10 protein-coding genes and 5 tRNA genes are annotated in these 16,133 nt (G+C 44.4%); 13 read left to right on the plus strand and 2 right to left on the minus strand.

Going from position 1 to position 16,133, the window contains the following annotated elements; genetic code table 11:
• Positions 1-26: 26 nt before the first annotated feature.
• On the minus strand, positions 27-5,915 hold the full coding sequence (locus tag BLS49_RS14295; RefSeq protein WP_091231677.1) for an endo-beta-N-acetylglucosaminidase: 5,889 nt from the start codon (positions 5,913-5,915) through the stop codon (positions 27-29).
• Positions 5,916-6,335: 420 nt separating this feature from the next.
• Here BLS49_RS14295 and BLS49_RS14305 point away from each other — a divergent pair, with 420 nt between their 5' ends.
• From BLS49_RS14305 to BLS49_RS14330, 6 genes are all read left to right on the plus strand, one after another.
• Positions 6,336-6,575 carry a hypothetical protein gene (locus tag BLS49_RS14305; RefSeq protein ID WP_091231681.1) on the plus strand — a complete coding sequence of 80 codons (240 nt, stop codon included), beginning with the start codon at positions 6,336-6,338 and terminating at the stop codon, positions 6,573-6,575.
• 107 nt (positions 6,576-6,682) lie between these two features.
• A complete protein-coding gene (locus tag BLS49_RS14310) occupies positions 6,683-8,140 on the plus strand; it encodes a glycogen synthase (protein WP_091231685.1) in 1,458 nt (485 codons plus the stop codon).
• A 49-nt stretch (positions 8,141-8,189) separates the two neighbouring features.
• Positions 8,190-8,265, plus strand: a tRNA-Asn gene (locus BLS49_RS14315).
• Between the two features lie 7 nt (positions 8,266-8,272).
• Positions 8,273-8,361: transfer RNA gene (locus BLS49_RS14320), tRNA-Ser, on the plus strand.
• Between the two features lie 496 nt (positions 8,362-8,857).
• Positions 8,858-8,932, plus strand: a tRNA-Glu gene (locus BLS49_RS14325).
• An 11-nt stretch (positions 8,933-8,943) separates the two neighbouring features.
• Positions 8,944-9,026, plus strand: a tRNA-Leu gene (locus BLS49_RS14330).
• 81 nt (positions 9,027-9,107) lie between these two features.
• Here the strand turns inward: BLS49_RS14330 and BLS49_RS14335 are convergent.
• Positions 9,108-9,968 (minus strand): Cof-type HAD-IIB family hydrolase, encoded by an 861-nt coding sequence (locus BLS49_RS14335; protein WP_091231687.1) that lies wholly within the window; start codon positions 9,966-9,968, stop codon positions 9,108-9,110.
• 144 nt (positions 9,969-10,112) lie between these two features.
• Here BLS49_RS14335 and BLS49_RS14340 point away from each other — a divergent pair, with 144 nt between their 5' ends.
• The 7 genes from BLS49_RS14340 to BLS49_RS25345 all read left to right on the plus strand — a co-directional run bounded on the left by BLS49_RS14340 (position 10,113) and on the right by BLS49_RS25345 (position 16,132).
• A complete protein-coding gene (locus tag BLS49_RS14340) occupies positions 10,113-10,430 on the plus strand; it encodes an AzlD domain-containing protein (RefSeq protein WP_091231689.1) in 318 nt (105 codons plus the stop codon).
• Between the two features lie 30 nt (positions 10,431-10,460).
• Positions 10,461-11,162 carry an AzlC family ABC transporter permease gene (locus BLS49_RS14345; protein WP_091231692.1) on the plus strand — a complete coding sequence of 234 codons (702 nt, stop codon included), beginning with the start codon at positions 10,461-10,463 and terminating at the stop codon, positions 11,160-11,162.
• A gap of 74 nt (positions 11,163-11,236) precedes the next feature.
• Positions 11,237-11,319 (plus strand) — tRNA-Leu (locus BLS49_RS14350).
• A gap of 163 nt (positions 11,320-11,482) precedes the next feature.
• Entirely contained in the window at positions 11,483-13,201 is a 1,719-nt protein-coding gene (locus BLS49_RS14355) for an alkaline phosphatase (protein ID WP_091231693.1), read from the plus strand.
• 91 nt (positions 13,202-13,292) lie between these two features.
• A complete protein-coding gene (locus BLS49_RS14360; protein WP_245742432.1) occupies positions 13,293-14,006 on the plus strand; it encodes an ABC transporter ATP-binding protein in 714 nt (237 codons plus the stop codon).
• Positions 14,003-15,229, plus strand: coding sequence for an ABC transporter permease (locus BLS49_RS14365; protein WP_091231696.1), 1,227 nt, complete (start codon positions 14,003-14,005; stop codon positions 15,227-15,229). Before BLS49_RS14360 ends, BLS49_RS14365 begins: the two co-directional genes overlap by 4 nt.
• 12 nt (positions 15,230-15,241) lie before the next feature.
• Complete coding sequence (locus tag BLS49_RS25345; protein WP_245742433.1) at positions 15,242-16,132, plus strand: hypothetical protein; 891 nt, start codon at positions 15,242-15,244, stop codon at positions 16,130-16,132.
• Position 16,133: the final 1 nt, after the last annotated feature.

Consider the following 16,133-nt stretch of genomic DNA (forward strand, 5'->3'; position numbering starts at 1 on the left):
TGAGAGGAACGCTCCTGTTCAATGATTTATTTCAAATAATTCAGAATGAACTGTGCGGTTTCGGCTCTTGTCGCCGGATCGTTAGGGGCGAATTGCCCTTTGGAACGGCCTTGTACAAGACCTAATGCAGCAGCTTGTTTCACGCTTTCCAATGCCCATTCGGCGATATCCGAATCGTCGCTGAAGGAAATGCCAGCTGCTGAAGGCAGCGTTCCATTTTCCATATTGTAGGCGCGCATCAGGATCAGCACAATTTCCTGACGCGTGATTACGGCATTCGGTTCAAAGCTATCTTTAGTCCGGCCGTTGATCAATCCTGCTTTAACCATCTTGGCCAAATCCTCTTGATACCAGGCATTGGCTGCTACGTCGGTAAAGGCAAGCTCGCCTTTATCCTTCAGCTTCAACGCGCTTGATACAAGCTTCACGAATTCAGCTCTCGTTATCATACGGTTTGGCTGATATTCATTAACGGAAACACCTTGGATCAAATGCTTGGCAGCCAATTGTTGAATAGCATTCGATGCCCAATGGCTTGGCAGAACATCGGTGAAATTCACGGCATATTCTAGCAGCGCATAGGTTCCGCCTTGTTGAACTTCAGCTTCCATGTAACCTTCGGCAAGAACTCCTCCCAGATAGGTTAAGGCACCGTTAGCTTCCACTTTGTAAACGCCGAGCAATCCAGCATTCAATGACGCATTAATCGGCAATTTTACCTTCACAGGCTCCGCAGCTTCGGACAACGGATAAGACTTGCCGTCGCTGGTCACGATGCTGAAGCCGAGGGCTATCGCATTACCTTTGAGCGCTACGTTGGCGTCGCTCTTGACTGCTGCTTCGCTGATTGTTTTCGGATTTACTGTAACATGAAGCTTGCTGCCGGAGAGCTGCTCTTTGTTCACGGAATCCTTCCATTGCTTCAGAGCATCCGGTGTAATATCAATATTCACTTCGCCGGCTTGAATTTGCAGTGTGTTATTGCCGAGCAGTTCGCCTGCATTGATCGGCAGTTCAATATCTTTCACCGCCGAACCGACTGTAACGACTACTGTTCCGTTCTCCGCAGGCTTGGTCAAGTCGCCGGTAGAAACAACCGCTTTACTTGGATCGGCTGGTTTCGGAGCCGGTGGAGTTACACTCGATCCAGATCCAGATCCCGAGTTAGAGCTGTTATTGGACGGTGGCGTTACTGGTGTATATGCGACAAGAATATCATTTTTCGCTTTTACCAGGTTGTCATAAGCCTGTCTCAGCAACTCAGCATTGGCATCAGAGGTCAGGCTCTTGGCTTCAGTGTAAGCTGTGCTGGATTTCAGGGCAGCAATTGAGCTTGACGTGTACTTATCGTTGTTAACAAGAGCGTCAATGCCCGCCAGAAGCGTCTGAAGCTGATTCCATTCCGGAGCAATTCCTTGGTTAATTGCAAATACAATTTCATCGCTAGTTGTAGATGCTGTATAAGCTTGTTCATTTGCAATAACTGTGTTGGTGACAACAACCTTGTAACGACCTGCGTCGTTTGCAGTTACGTTCTGGAGCTCAAGGCTTGCACCAGTTGCATCTCCAATCAGGCTGCCATCTTTATACCATTGATAGCTCAGTGATCCCGACCCTGCTGCTTCAACTGTGAAGCTTACGGAATCTCCAACAATCGCCGGATTTTTGGTAACATCAAAGCGTCCGATTACCGGCTGTTCGACTACAACTCCGTCTGGAATTACCGTCAAGGTCAGCTCGTTACTTGTCAGGGTGGATGGTTGAACACCATCTTTGCCGGTCAGTACGACGCGGAACATCTTTCCGTTATCCTCTTCCTGGGCTGTAAAGCTATAAACCGCTGTAGTAACAGAAGTCTGGTTCCATGTATCCTCTACAGGGGACTTCACTTCCCAAACCATGGAATCTACGCCGCCTTCCGCCACAACCGTAAGATCGACCTGATCGCCTTTGCTAACCGTTTTGGTGGATTCAAGGTTTGTAGTAAACGCCATTGTTTTCGATGGATCAATTACCCAGTGAGCTTTTAAAGTGATGTTGTCTGTTACTTTATCTGTTGCAAAATTCCATTTGTGTTCACCAGAATACCATCCGTCAAACAGATAGCCTTCTTTTACCACTTCTGCAGGCTCGTTAATGGTGGAGCCAAGCGCTACATCGGTCAATTGTGCTGGAGCATTGGTGCCGCCGTCTGCATCAAAAGTTACCGTATGCAGTCCGGTATAGCCGTCATATTTGACACTGCTTGGATATGAGTAAGGTACATTTGCCCACAGTTCCAGTTCTGTTAGATAGACAATGGAGCTCTGGCCCTTTGTAACATCAAGTTTAAAGTATCTCCCCTTAACAGGTGAGGCAAACTTATAGCTGAAGTCTTTTAGTGTGTTACCTACGAAAGGGCTACCAATGGTCGTATAGTCAGTACCGTCCGCGGAATAGCTTAATGTGAAATCTGTAGCCCTATACGAGTTGGAGTACGCATACATATTGAATGCAGTCATCTCTATCTCATTGCCAAAATCCAAGATGGCTTGCTTCGGTAAAGAGGCGGCAGTTCCATACGCAGTAAGCGATCCGTCAATAAGTCTCTGCGCATTGGAAAAACCTCCGCTTACTGTACTTGTACGGGCCGCATTCTCATATTTGGTAGTCGTAACCGCTTCGCCTGGCTTCACCTGCTGTTTGATTTGATCAGCGAACAATTTTGCGCTTTGTCCCTCTGTCATATCAAGCTGGGTGCCGGACAAATCGAGAACGATCATTTCAGGGAATGTTGTTTTGTCCCCGTACACGAGATTTTTCAGTTTTGAATTGGATACATCAAGCAATTGCAGCTTGCTGCTTCCGGTAATATTCAATTGCTGCAGATCTGTAATACCGCTTAAGGCTCGACTATTAATTTGCTGCAAGCTTTCGTTATTTGACAGGTCAATGCTTGTCACCTGCGAAGGGAAATAAGTATCGCTTAATTTCTCAAGCTTCGTGTTGGATAAATTCACACCAGTCATTTCGGTAATAAGCTTTAATCCTGTCAAATCCTTGATATCACGATTGGACAGATCCAGCGTTCCTGTAATTTTCGTAAGATCGCTTACTTTGGTGTATCCCAGTTCATTTAAAGCGTTCAGCAGCGCCGCATCAGGGAACATCTCGGAGCTGAGTTCATTGTCTCGAACGAATAGAGGTACTGACTTGTTGCCTGCATAGTCTTCCATAACAAGTGAAATTGTACTTGTAGTGGATGCAGGTGTAATAAATAATGAAGCTTTTGTAGAACGTCCACGTACGATATAAGGCTTCTTGCCGGAAGAGTAGGTGGTATCGAATTGCAGCGCTACCCCGTTTTCATAGACGTGCAGATATCGCCAGTCTCTGGTGTTCGGCATCGGCAAGCTCAAGGTGTTTCCGTTCCAGGACCATTTTTCCGCATAAGGGTCGATCGTCTTGTCGATAAAATTGCCGCTAACTTCAACAGGAGATTGATTGCCGACTGCTACGCTGACGATATAGTCATCCCCGTTGATAGGCATGTCCGTAAACACAGCGGAGGTCGATCCGGCTGATACCGTTTTGGTCGCGGATACCGGTGTATCTGTTGTAATCCAGTTCAGCGATCTTACGCTAACTGTGATCGCATCGGATGCCGATGCCGGATTAGTCCAGGATACAGTAAGCTCTCCGTTTTCCCTGGAATCAACCTTGATTTTGGAGACGGCGGCGTCCAGATTGAAGGATAGGGATGCTGCCGCGCCCTCGCGGCCGTCCGCTCCAACTGGAGCAACCTTCACTACACCCGATCTGGCCGGCAGTTTTTTGATATAGAAGGTTTTGTCATATTTGCCGCCAACGAATACGTCATTGACATAGACATTATAATTTTTGACTTGAGAATAATTTGTATTCAAGTCCCAATGAATAATCATTTCGTTGGTATCGGTGAATACGTCGGTTAAGGCAAGGCCTGTCGGAGCAGTTGGAGCAGCGGCAGAGCCGTCATAAATCCGGATTTGTCCGACATTCATTTGATAGTTCGTTACTGCATCGCCGTTTGGAGCAAAAACAAGACCGAAGGCGGCGATCGTTTTGCCGGCATACATGCTGAGATCCAGTTCTTTCGTAGTCCAGCCGGTTGTTTTGCTACCGTCTGCTGCGGATACTTTAACTACTGTATCCGGATCGTCCTTGAAGATCAGCCCGATGGACAAGGAAGAACTGTCATTCGTCGAAGGCTTGTTGTACGCAATCGACAGCTTGGAGGACGCATTGACGTCCAGTTCGGTTTTATACAAGCGCAGGAAATTTTCTGCATCAAGGTTGCCGCTTACAGCAAGCGAGCTTCCTCCGTCGTATCCTCCAATTTGCTCATAGGTGAAGGAAGGGTCCTTCTTGTATTTCGAGCCGTAATCAAGATCAACCGTCAATCGGCTGCCTGTTGTATCCTGCCACCACTGCCAGGTTACCGGCACATCCTGCAAGCTCATATTGGACCACTCGTCATTGTTCGATACCGCACCAGCCTTGTAGTAAGACAAGCCGTGTCCGGTATTGAAGCTCGTGTAGAAATTGGAGTCGCCAATGACGGAACGTTCCGTAATGACAGACGCAATCCCCGGCCATACCGTGGAGGAAGCGGTCTCACGAGGATTTGTGTTAGGGCTTGACCACCATTGCTGCTCTCTTTTTATTGTTTCCCATTGGTAGTCATTGTTTGCCCGGTCATTGGACGGCCAAGGCTTGTCGTCATTGTAGCCCGCATGAACAAAGTCGGCTCCCAGTGTAGCTATGCTGACAAGCGGCACACCGCCTTCATCCAGCTTATTTTTGAGCGCAGTGACGTTTTTACTGGTGAATCTGTCGCGTCCAGCTTCCAGACCGGCGTAGCCAACATCATAAATGGAATAGTTGGTTCCGTAGTCAGTATTTAACTGATCAAGATACGTTTTAGCGCTATTAATTTGACTGGAGCCTGCACCGTAATCAAAGAAATAGGAGTCAGATACGGGTTCTCCTTTATTTTTGTCATACAGGAAAGAAATATTGTTATCACTGAAGGTTCTGGCAAATGTATTAGCACCGGTGGTCGTACTCAGGGAATCATACCATTGTATGTATAACCCGCCCTGCTTCAGCGCTTTGATAAATTCGATATAATCAGGAATATCGCTCGTTTGGACGTTGGGATTTTGTTCTTCCTGATTGAGGAAATATCCGTCGTAACCGAAGTACTTGGCCATTTCAATCATTTTTTTGGCAACAGGAAAATCCCCGTTCTCATCCTTGACAATCATTTGCTTGTAAGTCTGTTGCCCGCGGTCATTGTTGGAGAAAAATATGCCTGCCAGGGACAATACGCCGTTTTTGTGGGCGGCGTCCGTATACGTAGGGTTAGGAATATTCAGCATGCCGAATTCGAACCATTTTTGCTTCCAGTCCGATTGCGCCGTATCATCGTAATATTCAGGCGGTGTATAGGCCGAAGCCGTACCATGCCAAGGAGACCAATAGTCCACATACTGCCAGAAGCCAAAGTGGTATTGAGCAAACTTGTTCGTATAAGCTGCATTTTCGATGAACGCATTCCCGTAATCGCCGCTTACGTTGGTCATTTTTACGTCAGGATTCAGGTTGGGCTTAGCCTGTGTAGCGGCAAACGGGTTGATTCTTTGCTGCAAAGGTACGAAGGATCGCAGCATCTCTGCATCGCTGTCCGTCTCCGGGCTCCAGTCCAGAATTTGACCGCTAGTGTAACCGTGCACGCTAGGCTGATTCACTCCATGCGCTGCTTCACCTGTAAATGGCAAAGTATCTCCGGCTTGTACTTGAAGCGGAGTGCTTGTTGCAACCAGACCAGTAATAAGCAGCATTGCAGTAAATTTTGAAAACGTTTTCTTTTTGATGTGCAAGTGCATGTTCATGTGTCAACTCCTTTGTTGAGAATGATGATACTTGTGCAAATCATGCTTGTAATAAATGCTCCCGACGGGCTGATGTACCCCGCTTATGTATATCTCCTCCTCCCTCGGGCGAGATCCGTTTGCCTTAAAATATATATCATGAAAGCCCTTACAAATAGGGGCAAAATTAAAGATACAACAGACAAAGTAAAGAAAAAAACAGGATTGCAGCTCAAATGGTGTAATTGAATAGAAAGAAGCTGCACAAAAAGGAGACTTTGTGTAATTTGGAAATATATTCAAAAAACATATAATTCTGATTTATTCAGTTTAAGAAGAGGACACTGTTTAAAAGTTCTTCGTCGTCTTAGCCAGAATTAGAAATGAGGCATCTTTTGTGATATGCTGTTCCTGATAGTTCAACAATAAGGAGTGATTATTTTGGCACAATCCAGAGCCAAGAAGATGCGTCAGAAGCTAGTTCGTGAAGGACGAAGAAATCCGGAAGAAAGTCGTAGTCCGTTCGCTTTTGCAGATTTACGGTCAAGAAAGACCAAGAGTAAGACAGAGCTAATAAATAGCAGTAAAAATAAATTCAAGAACCATGACTCTTATAACGGAGACGATGGTTCTTTTTTATTTGTAATAAATAGTACTTTTAATCTTTGTTTTTCTAAATAACTCATGGTATATTTCATTATAAATACAAAAATTACTTATATTAGGATGCGAAGATACATATGTCTTAATACTCTGCGAGAGTATAAGCTGGCGTGAGGAGATATGAAATGGGACGAAAACCTACGATTTTGTACGCAACTACGGAAGTTTTTCCATTCGCTAAGACTGGGGGGCTTGCGGATGTTTCGGCGTTTTTGCCTAAAGCTTTACGAAGCGAAGGCTACGACATCCGTATCATTATGCCAAAGTTTAAAGGAATTGAGGACAAGTATGGCCATCAATTGCATCATGTAGTCACTATGGATATTGAGTTTGCAGGACGAAATCACTGGTATAGTGTGGAAAGTATTTTGTATAACGGAAATATGATATATTTTGTGGACGCACCCTATTATTTTGGTCGTGATAGAATCTATGACTATGATGATGAGATGGAGAGATTTGTTTTTTTCTGCAAAGCAGTAATGGAATCACTGCCAGTGATAGGCTTTCAGCCGGATATTCTTCAATGTAATGATTGGCTAATGGGCTTTATCCCTTTTTTCTTGAAGACAAAATATCGGCAGCTTGAATTCTATAAATCTATGAAATCAATATTTACAATTCACGCTCTCCTTTATCAAGGGGTTTTTAACAAAAGTAATACGAAGAGTTTATTGGATTTAGATTGGAATTATTTTGTAGAGCAGGGCCTTGATTATTATGATCAGGTTAATTGTATGAAGGTCGGGATAATGACCTCGGATGTAGTGTCCACAGTGAGTCCGAGCTATGCAGCCGAGATAAGTAAAATGTCGCCGCTTCATATGGAGCCTCTGACCGAGTCGCTGTTTAAGCGCAGAAGAGATTTACACGGTATTTTAAACGGTATTGATCTTGAGGAGAACAATCCGGCTACAGACTCCCGATTATTTGCAAATTATTCCCTTGATCATTTAGAAGGCAAGGCTGAGAACAAGAAAAGACTGCAGGAGTCGTTAGGTTTGCCAGTCAGGGCCGATGTGCCGATCGTTTCGCTCATTTCTCGATTGGAAATTACCAAAGGCCTGTATTTGATCGAAAAATCATATCATGAGCTGCTCAAGGAAGATCTTCAATTTGTCGTAATTGGAGATGGAATTCCTTATTATGATTACCTGTTTTCGAATATAATGAAGGCCTTTCCGAATAAAATGTATTATTCCACTTATAGCGAGGAGCTGGCGTATAAAACGTACGCAGGAGCAGATTTATTCCTGATGCCTTCCTATACGGAAGCCTGTGGAATCAGCCAGTTGATCGGTATGAGATACGGTACAGTGCCCATTATTCGCGAGACTGGAGGTTTACGTGACACAGTTGAACCTTTCTGTGAAGAAAACGAGACAGGTACTGGCTTTACTTTTAAATATGCAAGTCAGTGGGTTATGCTTGATACGATCCGCAAGGCGATTGACGTCTATCACAAGCCAGATAAGTGGAATAAACTTGTTACAAATGTTATGACACGCCCTGTGGGCTGGGAAAGTTCTGTTAAGGAATATATGAGGCTATATGAACAAACGATGGGTATGACGGTATCTTGACTTTGACGTAAAATCATGATAAATTAATTTTTGTATCTGATGATGATATTCCCTGATAGCTCAGTTGGTAGAGCACTCGACTGTTAATCGAGTTGTCACAGGTTCGAGTCCTGTTCGGGGAGCCATTTTCTTGGAGAGATACCCAAGTGGCTATAAGGGGACCCTCTGCTAAGGGGTTAGACTGCGTAAGTGGTGCGAGGGTTCGAATCCCTCTCTCTCCGTTCGATATACAATAAAAAGTGAGCTTCCGAAACCCGCACAAACAGCGGAAACGGAAGCTTTTTTATTTTGAATCGTGCCGAAAAGGAAGGGGCTGTTAACCAATCAGACAGCTTCTAAACTGAAACTTATCTTATTAACATGCTCGTGATGTGAAAAATACCTGCAAAAGTACAGCCTTTCAAGCTCCTAGCGGCGATTTTTTGAAACACCTGCAAAAGTACATCTTTTTTCCAAATTTATTGCGATTTCAGAATAAAATGTTCGAAATTCCTGCATAATTGCAGGTTTTTCGCAGTAAACGCCATTTTTTCTCAAAAAAGCTGCACTTTTGCAGGTTTTATGCTTTCAGACGGTATTTACCAAACAGTGAGGCGTAATGAAATAAGCCAATCATATTTTTTTGTAAACAACTAAAAAAGGGGTTGTCATGGCGATTTTATTTTGATATACTCATTTTTGTCGTCACAGCAACGAGCTGTGAATTAATGCAAATATGGCCCGTTGGTCAAGGGGTTAAGACACCTCCCTTTCACGGAGGTAACAGGGGTTCGAATCCCCTACGGGTCACCATAATTGAATATGCGGTCGTGGTGGAATGGCAGACACGCTATCTTGAGGGGGTAGTGGGCGTACGCCCGTGGAGGTTCGAGTCCTCTCGACCGCATCCTTTATGCAAGAAAGGAACCTTGATTTTTCACAGGGTTCCTTTTTGCTTACACATTTTTGTGTAAGGAATTTATTAAATCTAAAGCTCTAATAAATGAATCAATGCATGAGCAACGCCATGTTCGTTATTTGTTAGAGTGACTTGAGTGCAAAGCTGTTTGATTTCATCAACGGCATTTCCCATGGCTATCTTGGTTCCAGCGACGCGAAACATAGAAACATCGTTGTAGTTATCGCCGATCACAATCGTATCCGAAAGTGGAATCCCATAGTGATCTGCTAAATAACTTAATGCTTTGCCTTTGTCGGTTTCTTTTGCGATAATTTCAAGTGTTAATTGTGCGGCGGCTGTCGTATGGACGGAGGTATTGTGGTGATAGTGTTCACGAATGCGCTCTAATTTGTGTTCATCATATGTGAAAATGAGCAGCTTATACACTGGCATACCTGCTTGAATCACTTCCATCGGATCGTTGATGGGCTTGATACCAAATTGCTGAAATTGGATCAGGGCACTTTTCCATAGTGTATCTCGATCCATATCAGGATTAGCGCTGATCAGCATATCTATTTCCGCTTGCAGTTTGTCTTCTCCATCAAAAGGAGAATAGATTGCCTCCGGGCAAAAGATTTCAAAATATACATCCTGCTCGCTTAAATACTGGATCGCAGCCGCAGCCGCTTCCTGTGTAAGAGGGGTCTGTCTTAGAAGCTGTCCGTTTTCATCATTTACAGCGGCACCATTAGATGAAATGATAGGTATATTCATATTCAGGTCAGCATCAATTAAGCCTTTGACGTCAAAATAGGCTCGTCCGGTACATATTGCTACTTTGTGTCGTTTAGATATCGTTGCTTTAATAGCGTCAAGACCCTCTTTGCTTGGTTTACTTTTAGAAGTTAGCAAAGTGCCGTCAAGATCGATTGCAATAAGTTTCATGTCGTGTATCCTCCTCAATGTCCAGGGTATGTAAGTGATGTTGTAACGAGTATACGGTATGAAATGCATTTCAGGTCAACACTTCAGGTGAAATTGACTTGAATCAAGCCTGAACTGTATATTTTCATGATTGGACTGAGGTAAATGGCATCGGAATTGTGGATTATTATGATCATAGGGATTGGAACTTATTTATTTCGAGCTGCATCTTTGCTATTAGGAAGCCGTTTACAGTGGTCGGAGAGGACGAAGGAGTGGTTGTCTTATGTATCTCCTGCTGTACTGGGAGCGCTGCTTGGACCATTGTTGTTGCTTCAGGATGATCAGTTGGTTTCGTTAACGGAAAATAAGGTGCTGTTGGCTTCGATTCCTACAATAATAGTAGCTTGGAGCACCCGTCGTTTGTTGTTGACAGTTACAGCCGGAGTAATCTTTTATGCTGCATTTTATTATTTACTATAAAATATTGATTTACAGTTAGGATGATTTATTATGAAACGTCGTGAAGAAATGACGGTGGCACTGCGAGATGCAATTCCGATCATTATTGCTTATTTTCCGTTATCTATGACGTTTGGTGTACTGGCTTCAGCCAGCGGGCTGCCGGCGTTGTATAGTATTTTAAGTTCGGTGTGGGTTTATTCTGGCGGGGCGCAGTTTATGTTGGTCAGTATGTTCGCAGAGGCAATTGTACCTATGACCATCATCACCACAATTTTGCTTGTAAATTTGCGTCATGTACTTTATGGGGCTACGTTAGGACCTTCCGTAAAAGAGTGGAGAGAGCCTTACAAGTGGCTGGCAGCATTGGGATTAACTGATGAAATATTTGCGGTGGTCTCAAGTCGTGTCAATAAAGGAGAACAATTAACGCCTACTTACTATTTAACCTTCGCTATATCTGCTTACGGATCATGGATTTTGGGAACAATTGCCGGGTCGGGACTTGGTGGTGCTGTAACTCCTGATGTAGCGAATATTTTAAGTTTTGCTCTTCCAGCGTTGTTTCTGGCGTTATTATTTGGAGGACAGCGTGGTATGGCGTCTATGCTTGCTGCATGTACAGGGGCTGTTGTGGCTACGATTGCAGGTATGCTGCATTTAGGTGGTATTGGACTTGTCGCGGGAGGATTGATTGGAGCTACCATAGGTTTACTGGTTACGATGAAGCTTCGTCTGAAGCAAGTTAAATAGTAGGCAATTAATTCCACTTTACATTTCGTTTACACGGAGATATAATATTAAATGTTCGCTTCACAAAATAATACGCGGTCGTGGTGGAATGGCAGACACGCTATCTTGAGGGGGTAGTGGGCGTACGCCCGTGGAGGTTCGAGTCCTCTCGACCGCATCCTTAGAAAAGCACTTTTTTATCAGAATTAACCTTCTGGTGATAAAGTGTTTTTTTGTATGTAAATATTCCGATTTTTACCTCGTATCAACAAACTCCAAACATTCTCTTAATATTCCACCTATAAACTCGATTTAGTTACACAAAATTGGGAGGGGTATTCATGAACAAGTTTTTGAAGGGGCTCGCAATTAGCGGTCTTGCGTTTTCGATGATTGCAGCGGGAACTTCAGCGGCAGCGAAGAGCACAACAGCTACGAATAATCAGACCAAAGGAAAATCTAAAAATTTGATCGTCCTGATCGGTGACGGCATGGGTCCGGCACAGATTTCTGCGGCGCGGTATTATCAACAATATGAAAAAGGCATTCAAAAACTGAATCTTGATCCATATTATGTTGGACAAGCGACCACATATGCAGATCGTGGAGAAGATGGAGGAACTGTCGTCTCCGGGATCGTTACGGATTCTGCCTCGGCGGGTACTGCTTTTGCTACAGGTCACAAAACGTATAACGCTGGGATCAGCGTATCTAATGAAGATGTGTCCAAACCATTTGCTTCTGTCATTGAGGCTGCAGAATTAAGCGGCAAATCTACAGGTCTTGTAACTACCGCACGAATTACTCATGCTACTCCTGCTGTATATGCTTCCCATGTTCGCAGCCGTGACAATGAGAGTGCAATCGCTTCACAGTATTTGGATAGCGGAGTCGATGTGCTTTTTGGCGGCGGAGAGTCATTCTTCGTAACTAAAGATGAAAAAGGTAAGCGTACAGATAAAAACCTGCTGCCAGAATTCGAAGCTAAAGGATACAAAATCGTTAAAACAGCCAAGGATTTGAAAGCCCTGACTTCTAAAAACGCCAAAGCACTCGGTTTATTCGGAGGCTCGCACGTTAGCTACGTTCCTGACCGCAGTGCGGAAACGCCAAACTTGGCGACTATGACCTCCAAGGCGCTCGATATTTTGTCCACGAACAAAAACGGCTTTGCCATTATGATTGAGGGCGGAAGAATTGACCATGCAGGTCATGCCAACGATCTTCCTACCTTGGTTCAGGAGGCGCTCGATTTTGACGCTGCTTTTAAAGTAGCTATTGAATTTGCCAAGAAAAACGGAAATACGTCGGTTGTTGTTACAGCAGACCATGAAACAGGCGGCCTGTCTTTGTCCCGCGACAACATTTACGAAATTAACATTGACCTGTGGGATCAACAGAAGCACTCTTCCGAATCTCTGGCTTCCGCTCTGAATGAAGCGGTGACGATTGATGACGTAAAAAAAATAGTGCAAAACAATACTTGGATTACAGACCTTACGGATGAGGAAGCTCAGTATATTTTGGACGGAGACGGTTCTTCCTACAAGCGTGAAGGTGGATATAATGCTGTCATTTCCAAGCGTCTTTTGATTGGTTGGTCAGGGCATGGTCACTCAGCCGTTGATGTAGGTGTATGGGCATACGGTCCGATTGCTGAGAAAGTAAAGGGTCAAGTTGATAATACGCAGATTGCTTTCGCAGGGGCAGAAGTGCTTGGAGTAGATTTGAAAAAAGCTTCTTCCGAGCTGCAATCCAAATACCTGTATCCGAAGTTCAAAATCAATCGTGATAAGGAAGTGCTTTATCCGGCTCAGGCTCTCGCTAAAGCATTGGGCGTAGCTTATAAAGAATCAGGAAGCACTGCGACTTTGACCGGAAAAAGCGTAGTAATTACTGTGGATCTTAGCGCAGGAACTGCAAAAGTAGGCGGCAAGGCGGCATCCTTTACTGTTGATGTAGATAATAAAACATTGTACCTGCCTTTGGCTGCTTTCAATCAAGCTACTGGCAAAACACTGAAATGGGATACCTTGTCTGAACGGATTATTTTGAAATAAGCTTCACTAAATCTAGCAGTTATTCGGAAAGCAGGGGACTAGATTCTCCTGTTTTCCTGTATTTTAGGATGAGAGGACGGCGGTTAACAGGATGATGCTGCAGATTCGTGGGCTCACAAAACAGTTCCATGTTGCAGGGAAGAGTATCCCTATTGTAAACATCCCGCAGTGGAATGTAGAGCAGGGTGAAAAGATTGCAATCACGGGTCCGAGCGGTTCTGGCAAAAGTACGATCCTTCATTTAATAAGTGGAATTATGACGCCTGACGCTGGAGAGATCATCATTGGGAGTCGCGCAATTCATGAGATGAAGGAGCATGCTAGAGACCAGTTTCGTGCTGATTGCATTGGGTATATTTTGCAGGATTTTTACTTGATCCCTTCTTTGACTGCACGTCAAAATGTCGAAATCGCGATGAGAGGAGCAAGCGGATCATCCTCCGAGCGGAAAGACAAGATAGAGGCTTGGTTTGAAAAAATAGCACTGAGCGACCGGATGAATCATCTACCCTCACAACTATCCAGAGGCCAGCAGCAGCGCGTCGCTATGGTTCGCGCATTAATCCATGAGCCTACTCTGGTGTTGGCTGATGAGCCAACAGGAAGCCTTGACGCGGAGACAGCGGAAGAGGTAACTGAGCTGATGCTGGAATTGTGCAAAAGTGTAAAAAACACCTTGTTGGTCGTTACGCATGACTTGAAAATGGCAGAGCGTTTTCCCAGACAGGTTCATATTCATGACATCAATTTTAATCAAAGTCAAAGCCACAGAAACCGTGTAACACCGAAGGAGTGTGTTGTATGAGTCTCTTCCATTTGCTGATTCGTAATATCTGGCATCGGAAGGCGTTGTCCATATTGACTGTATTATCGGTAACCGCGACTGTAGCCTTTATTATTGTTCTCTCTCTGTCCAAAGCCGGCGTAGAGCAAGGGGCGGAAAAGGGATACGGGCCTTTTGATGTTGTAATCGGTGCAGTGGGAAGTGACACTCAGCTAGTGCTGAATACGTTTTATCATGTGGGTGCACCTACAGGGAATATTTCTGGCAATACGCTTGATAAAGTCAAGGAGAGCAGTGAGGTGGATCGGGCATATGGATTTACAACAGGCGACTCGTACAATGGATATCCCATTATAGGGATTGAACCGGAATACTTTATGACGAGATATGGTGATCAGCGCCTTTCTGATGGCAGCTTGTATAGCAATACGGGAGAAGTTGTCCTGGGTGCATATGCAGCTAAAATGCTTCAGCTTCGTGTTGGAGACACCTTTTACGGGGCGCATGGGCTCGTAGAGGGGGGGCATCTTGAGAGCGAGGAGGAAGAAGAGGGCGGAGAGCATGAAGAGCATGGCGACGATGCCCACTCTATTTTTAAATATACGATAACAGGGATTTTACCGAAGCTGAATACTCCGGATGATCGGGCGATATTCACAACAATGGATTATGCTTGGGCTGTCCATGAAGGTGCCGATCATAATAAAGAGATCACTGCGATTTTGGTTAAACCAGCAAATTTGTTAAGCGCGCAGCAGTTAAGGAGCGAACTGGAATCGATAAACGGCGTTCAGGTTGTGTATTCCAGCAAGGCGGTAGCCGATGTCGTTAATCTGGTCGATAAAGGCTCAGAAATCGTGGATATGATTACGATACTATGTATCGTTTTGGCAGCTATATCTATTCTCCTATCTCTTGTTGCAGCGGCGAGTGAACGAACGAAAGATGTAGGACTGCTTCGGTTACTGGGGAAATCCAGAGGTTTTGTATGGATGGCGATGATTGGAGAGGGACTGGTCATAACATCGATTGGTCTTGTACTTGGACTGTTGTTGGGTCATGTTGGGGGCTACTTGCTGCAGGATACATTGTTCTCATATGCTGGTATTCAAATTAATCCACTCCAATGGTCGCTCGATCACCTGATTATTGCTGCAGGTACGATCTTTATTGGTCTTGTGGCCTCTTTTGTTCCTGCAATAAGGATGTACCGGATGGACCCATTAACATTGTTCAAAGCCTGAGGAGGGACATAGTTGTTGAAAAAATTTATTGCCATAGCTTCTTTTGTTTTCCTCGTATTGTTGCTTCAGGGTTGCGGTCAGAATGAACCGTCGGCTGATAAATCTAGTGCTGGTTCCTTCTCAGCGGCTGAAGGTAAACTAGCTGTAGTGCAGACAGAAGTACAGGTAGAGCAACCGGAGCAAGTGGATAAAGAAGAGAAACAAGAAAAACAAGAGACACAAGCCAATGAAACAGACAAAGAAGACAATAATACTGCCCCAAAAGCAGCAGATTCGAAACCAGCGACTACTACAGATGCTGTTGTGACTAAAGAAGATACTGTAACGAAGGAAGCTGCTGCAACTAAAGAAAAGCCTTCTGAAGCTAAAGAATCACAAAAGCCTGTAAAGGTCGATAATAAGGCTGAAGCCGCGGAGGCGAAAAACATAAAACCAGCTGCTGAAAAGAGCTCAACTGGCGAGCAACAAGCAAAAGAGACGTCTATAGCCACAAATTCAAAACTGCAAGTAAATCAGAAGAAATCTGCAGAAGCTACAAGCAACATCAGTTGGTCGGGCTTTTTTGACGGTGATGATCAGACGACACCTTCCGAGCAATTTTGGGATCTGAGCGGCTCCACTGTAACGATCAAAGGATTTATGGGTGAGGTGCTGTCGTTTGAGAAGAACTGGTTTTTGCTCATTCCAGAGCCTGGTGCAGAGTGTCCTTTTGACAACGGGGATGAGACGTATTGGAACAAAATAATGATCGTATTCGTCCCGGATGACGTCAAGCTGAGATATACTTCGGAAGCGATTGAAATTACAGGAAGACTTGATGTTGGAATCAAAATAGATGAATCAGGTTATAAGACAATGTTTAGGTTATATGATGCTGCTTTTAAAGAAATTAAAGACAAATAGA

Origin of the sequence: Fontibacillus panacisegetis (assembly GCF_900102215.1) — a bacterium.
Lineage (GTDB): Bacteria > Bacillota > Bacilli > Paenibacillales > Paenibacillaceae > Fontibacillus > Fontibacillus panacisegetis.

Excerpts from the sequence above, each read along its gene's own strand:
- BLS49_RS14295 (WP_091231677.1), bottom strand. The coding sequence starts at position 5,915 with ATGAACATGCACTTGCACATCAAAAAGAAAACGTTTTCAAAATTTACT.
- BLS49_RS14310 (WP_091231685.1), top strand. The coding sequence starts at position 6,683 with ATGGGACGAAAACCTACGATTTTGTACGCAACTACGGAAGTTTTTCCA.
- BLS49_RS14335 (WP_091231687.1), bottom strand. The coding sequence starts at position 9,968 with ATGAAACTTATTGCAATCGATCTTGACGGCACTTTGCTAACTTCTAAA.
- BLS49_RS14340 (WP_091231689.1), top strand. The coding sequence starts at position 10,113 with ATGGCATCGGAATTGTGGATTATTATGATCATAGGGATTGGAACTTAT.
- BLS49_RS14345 (WP_091231692.1), top strand. The coding sequence starts at position 10,461 with ATGAAACGTCGTGAAGAAATGACGGTGGCACTGCGAGATGCAATTCCG.
- BLS49_RS14355 (WP_091231693.1), top strand. The coding sequence starts at position 11,483 with ATGAACAAGTTTTTGAAGGGGCTCGCAATTAGCGGTCTTGCGTTTTCG.
- BLS49_RS14360 (WP_245742432.1), top strand. The coding sequence starts at position 13,293 with ATGATGCTGCAGATTCGTGGGCTCACAAAACAGTTCCATGTTGCAGGG.
- BLS49_RS14365 (WP_091231696.1), top strand. The coding sequence starts at position 14,003 with ATGAGTCTCTTCCATTTGCTGATTCGTAATATCTGGCATCGGAAGGCG.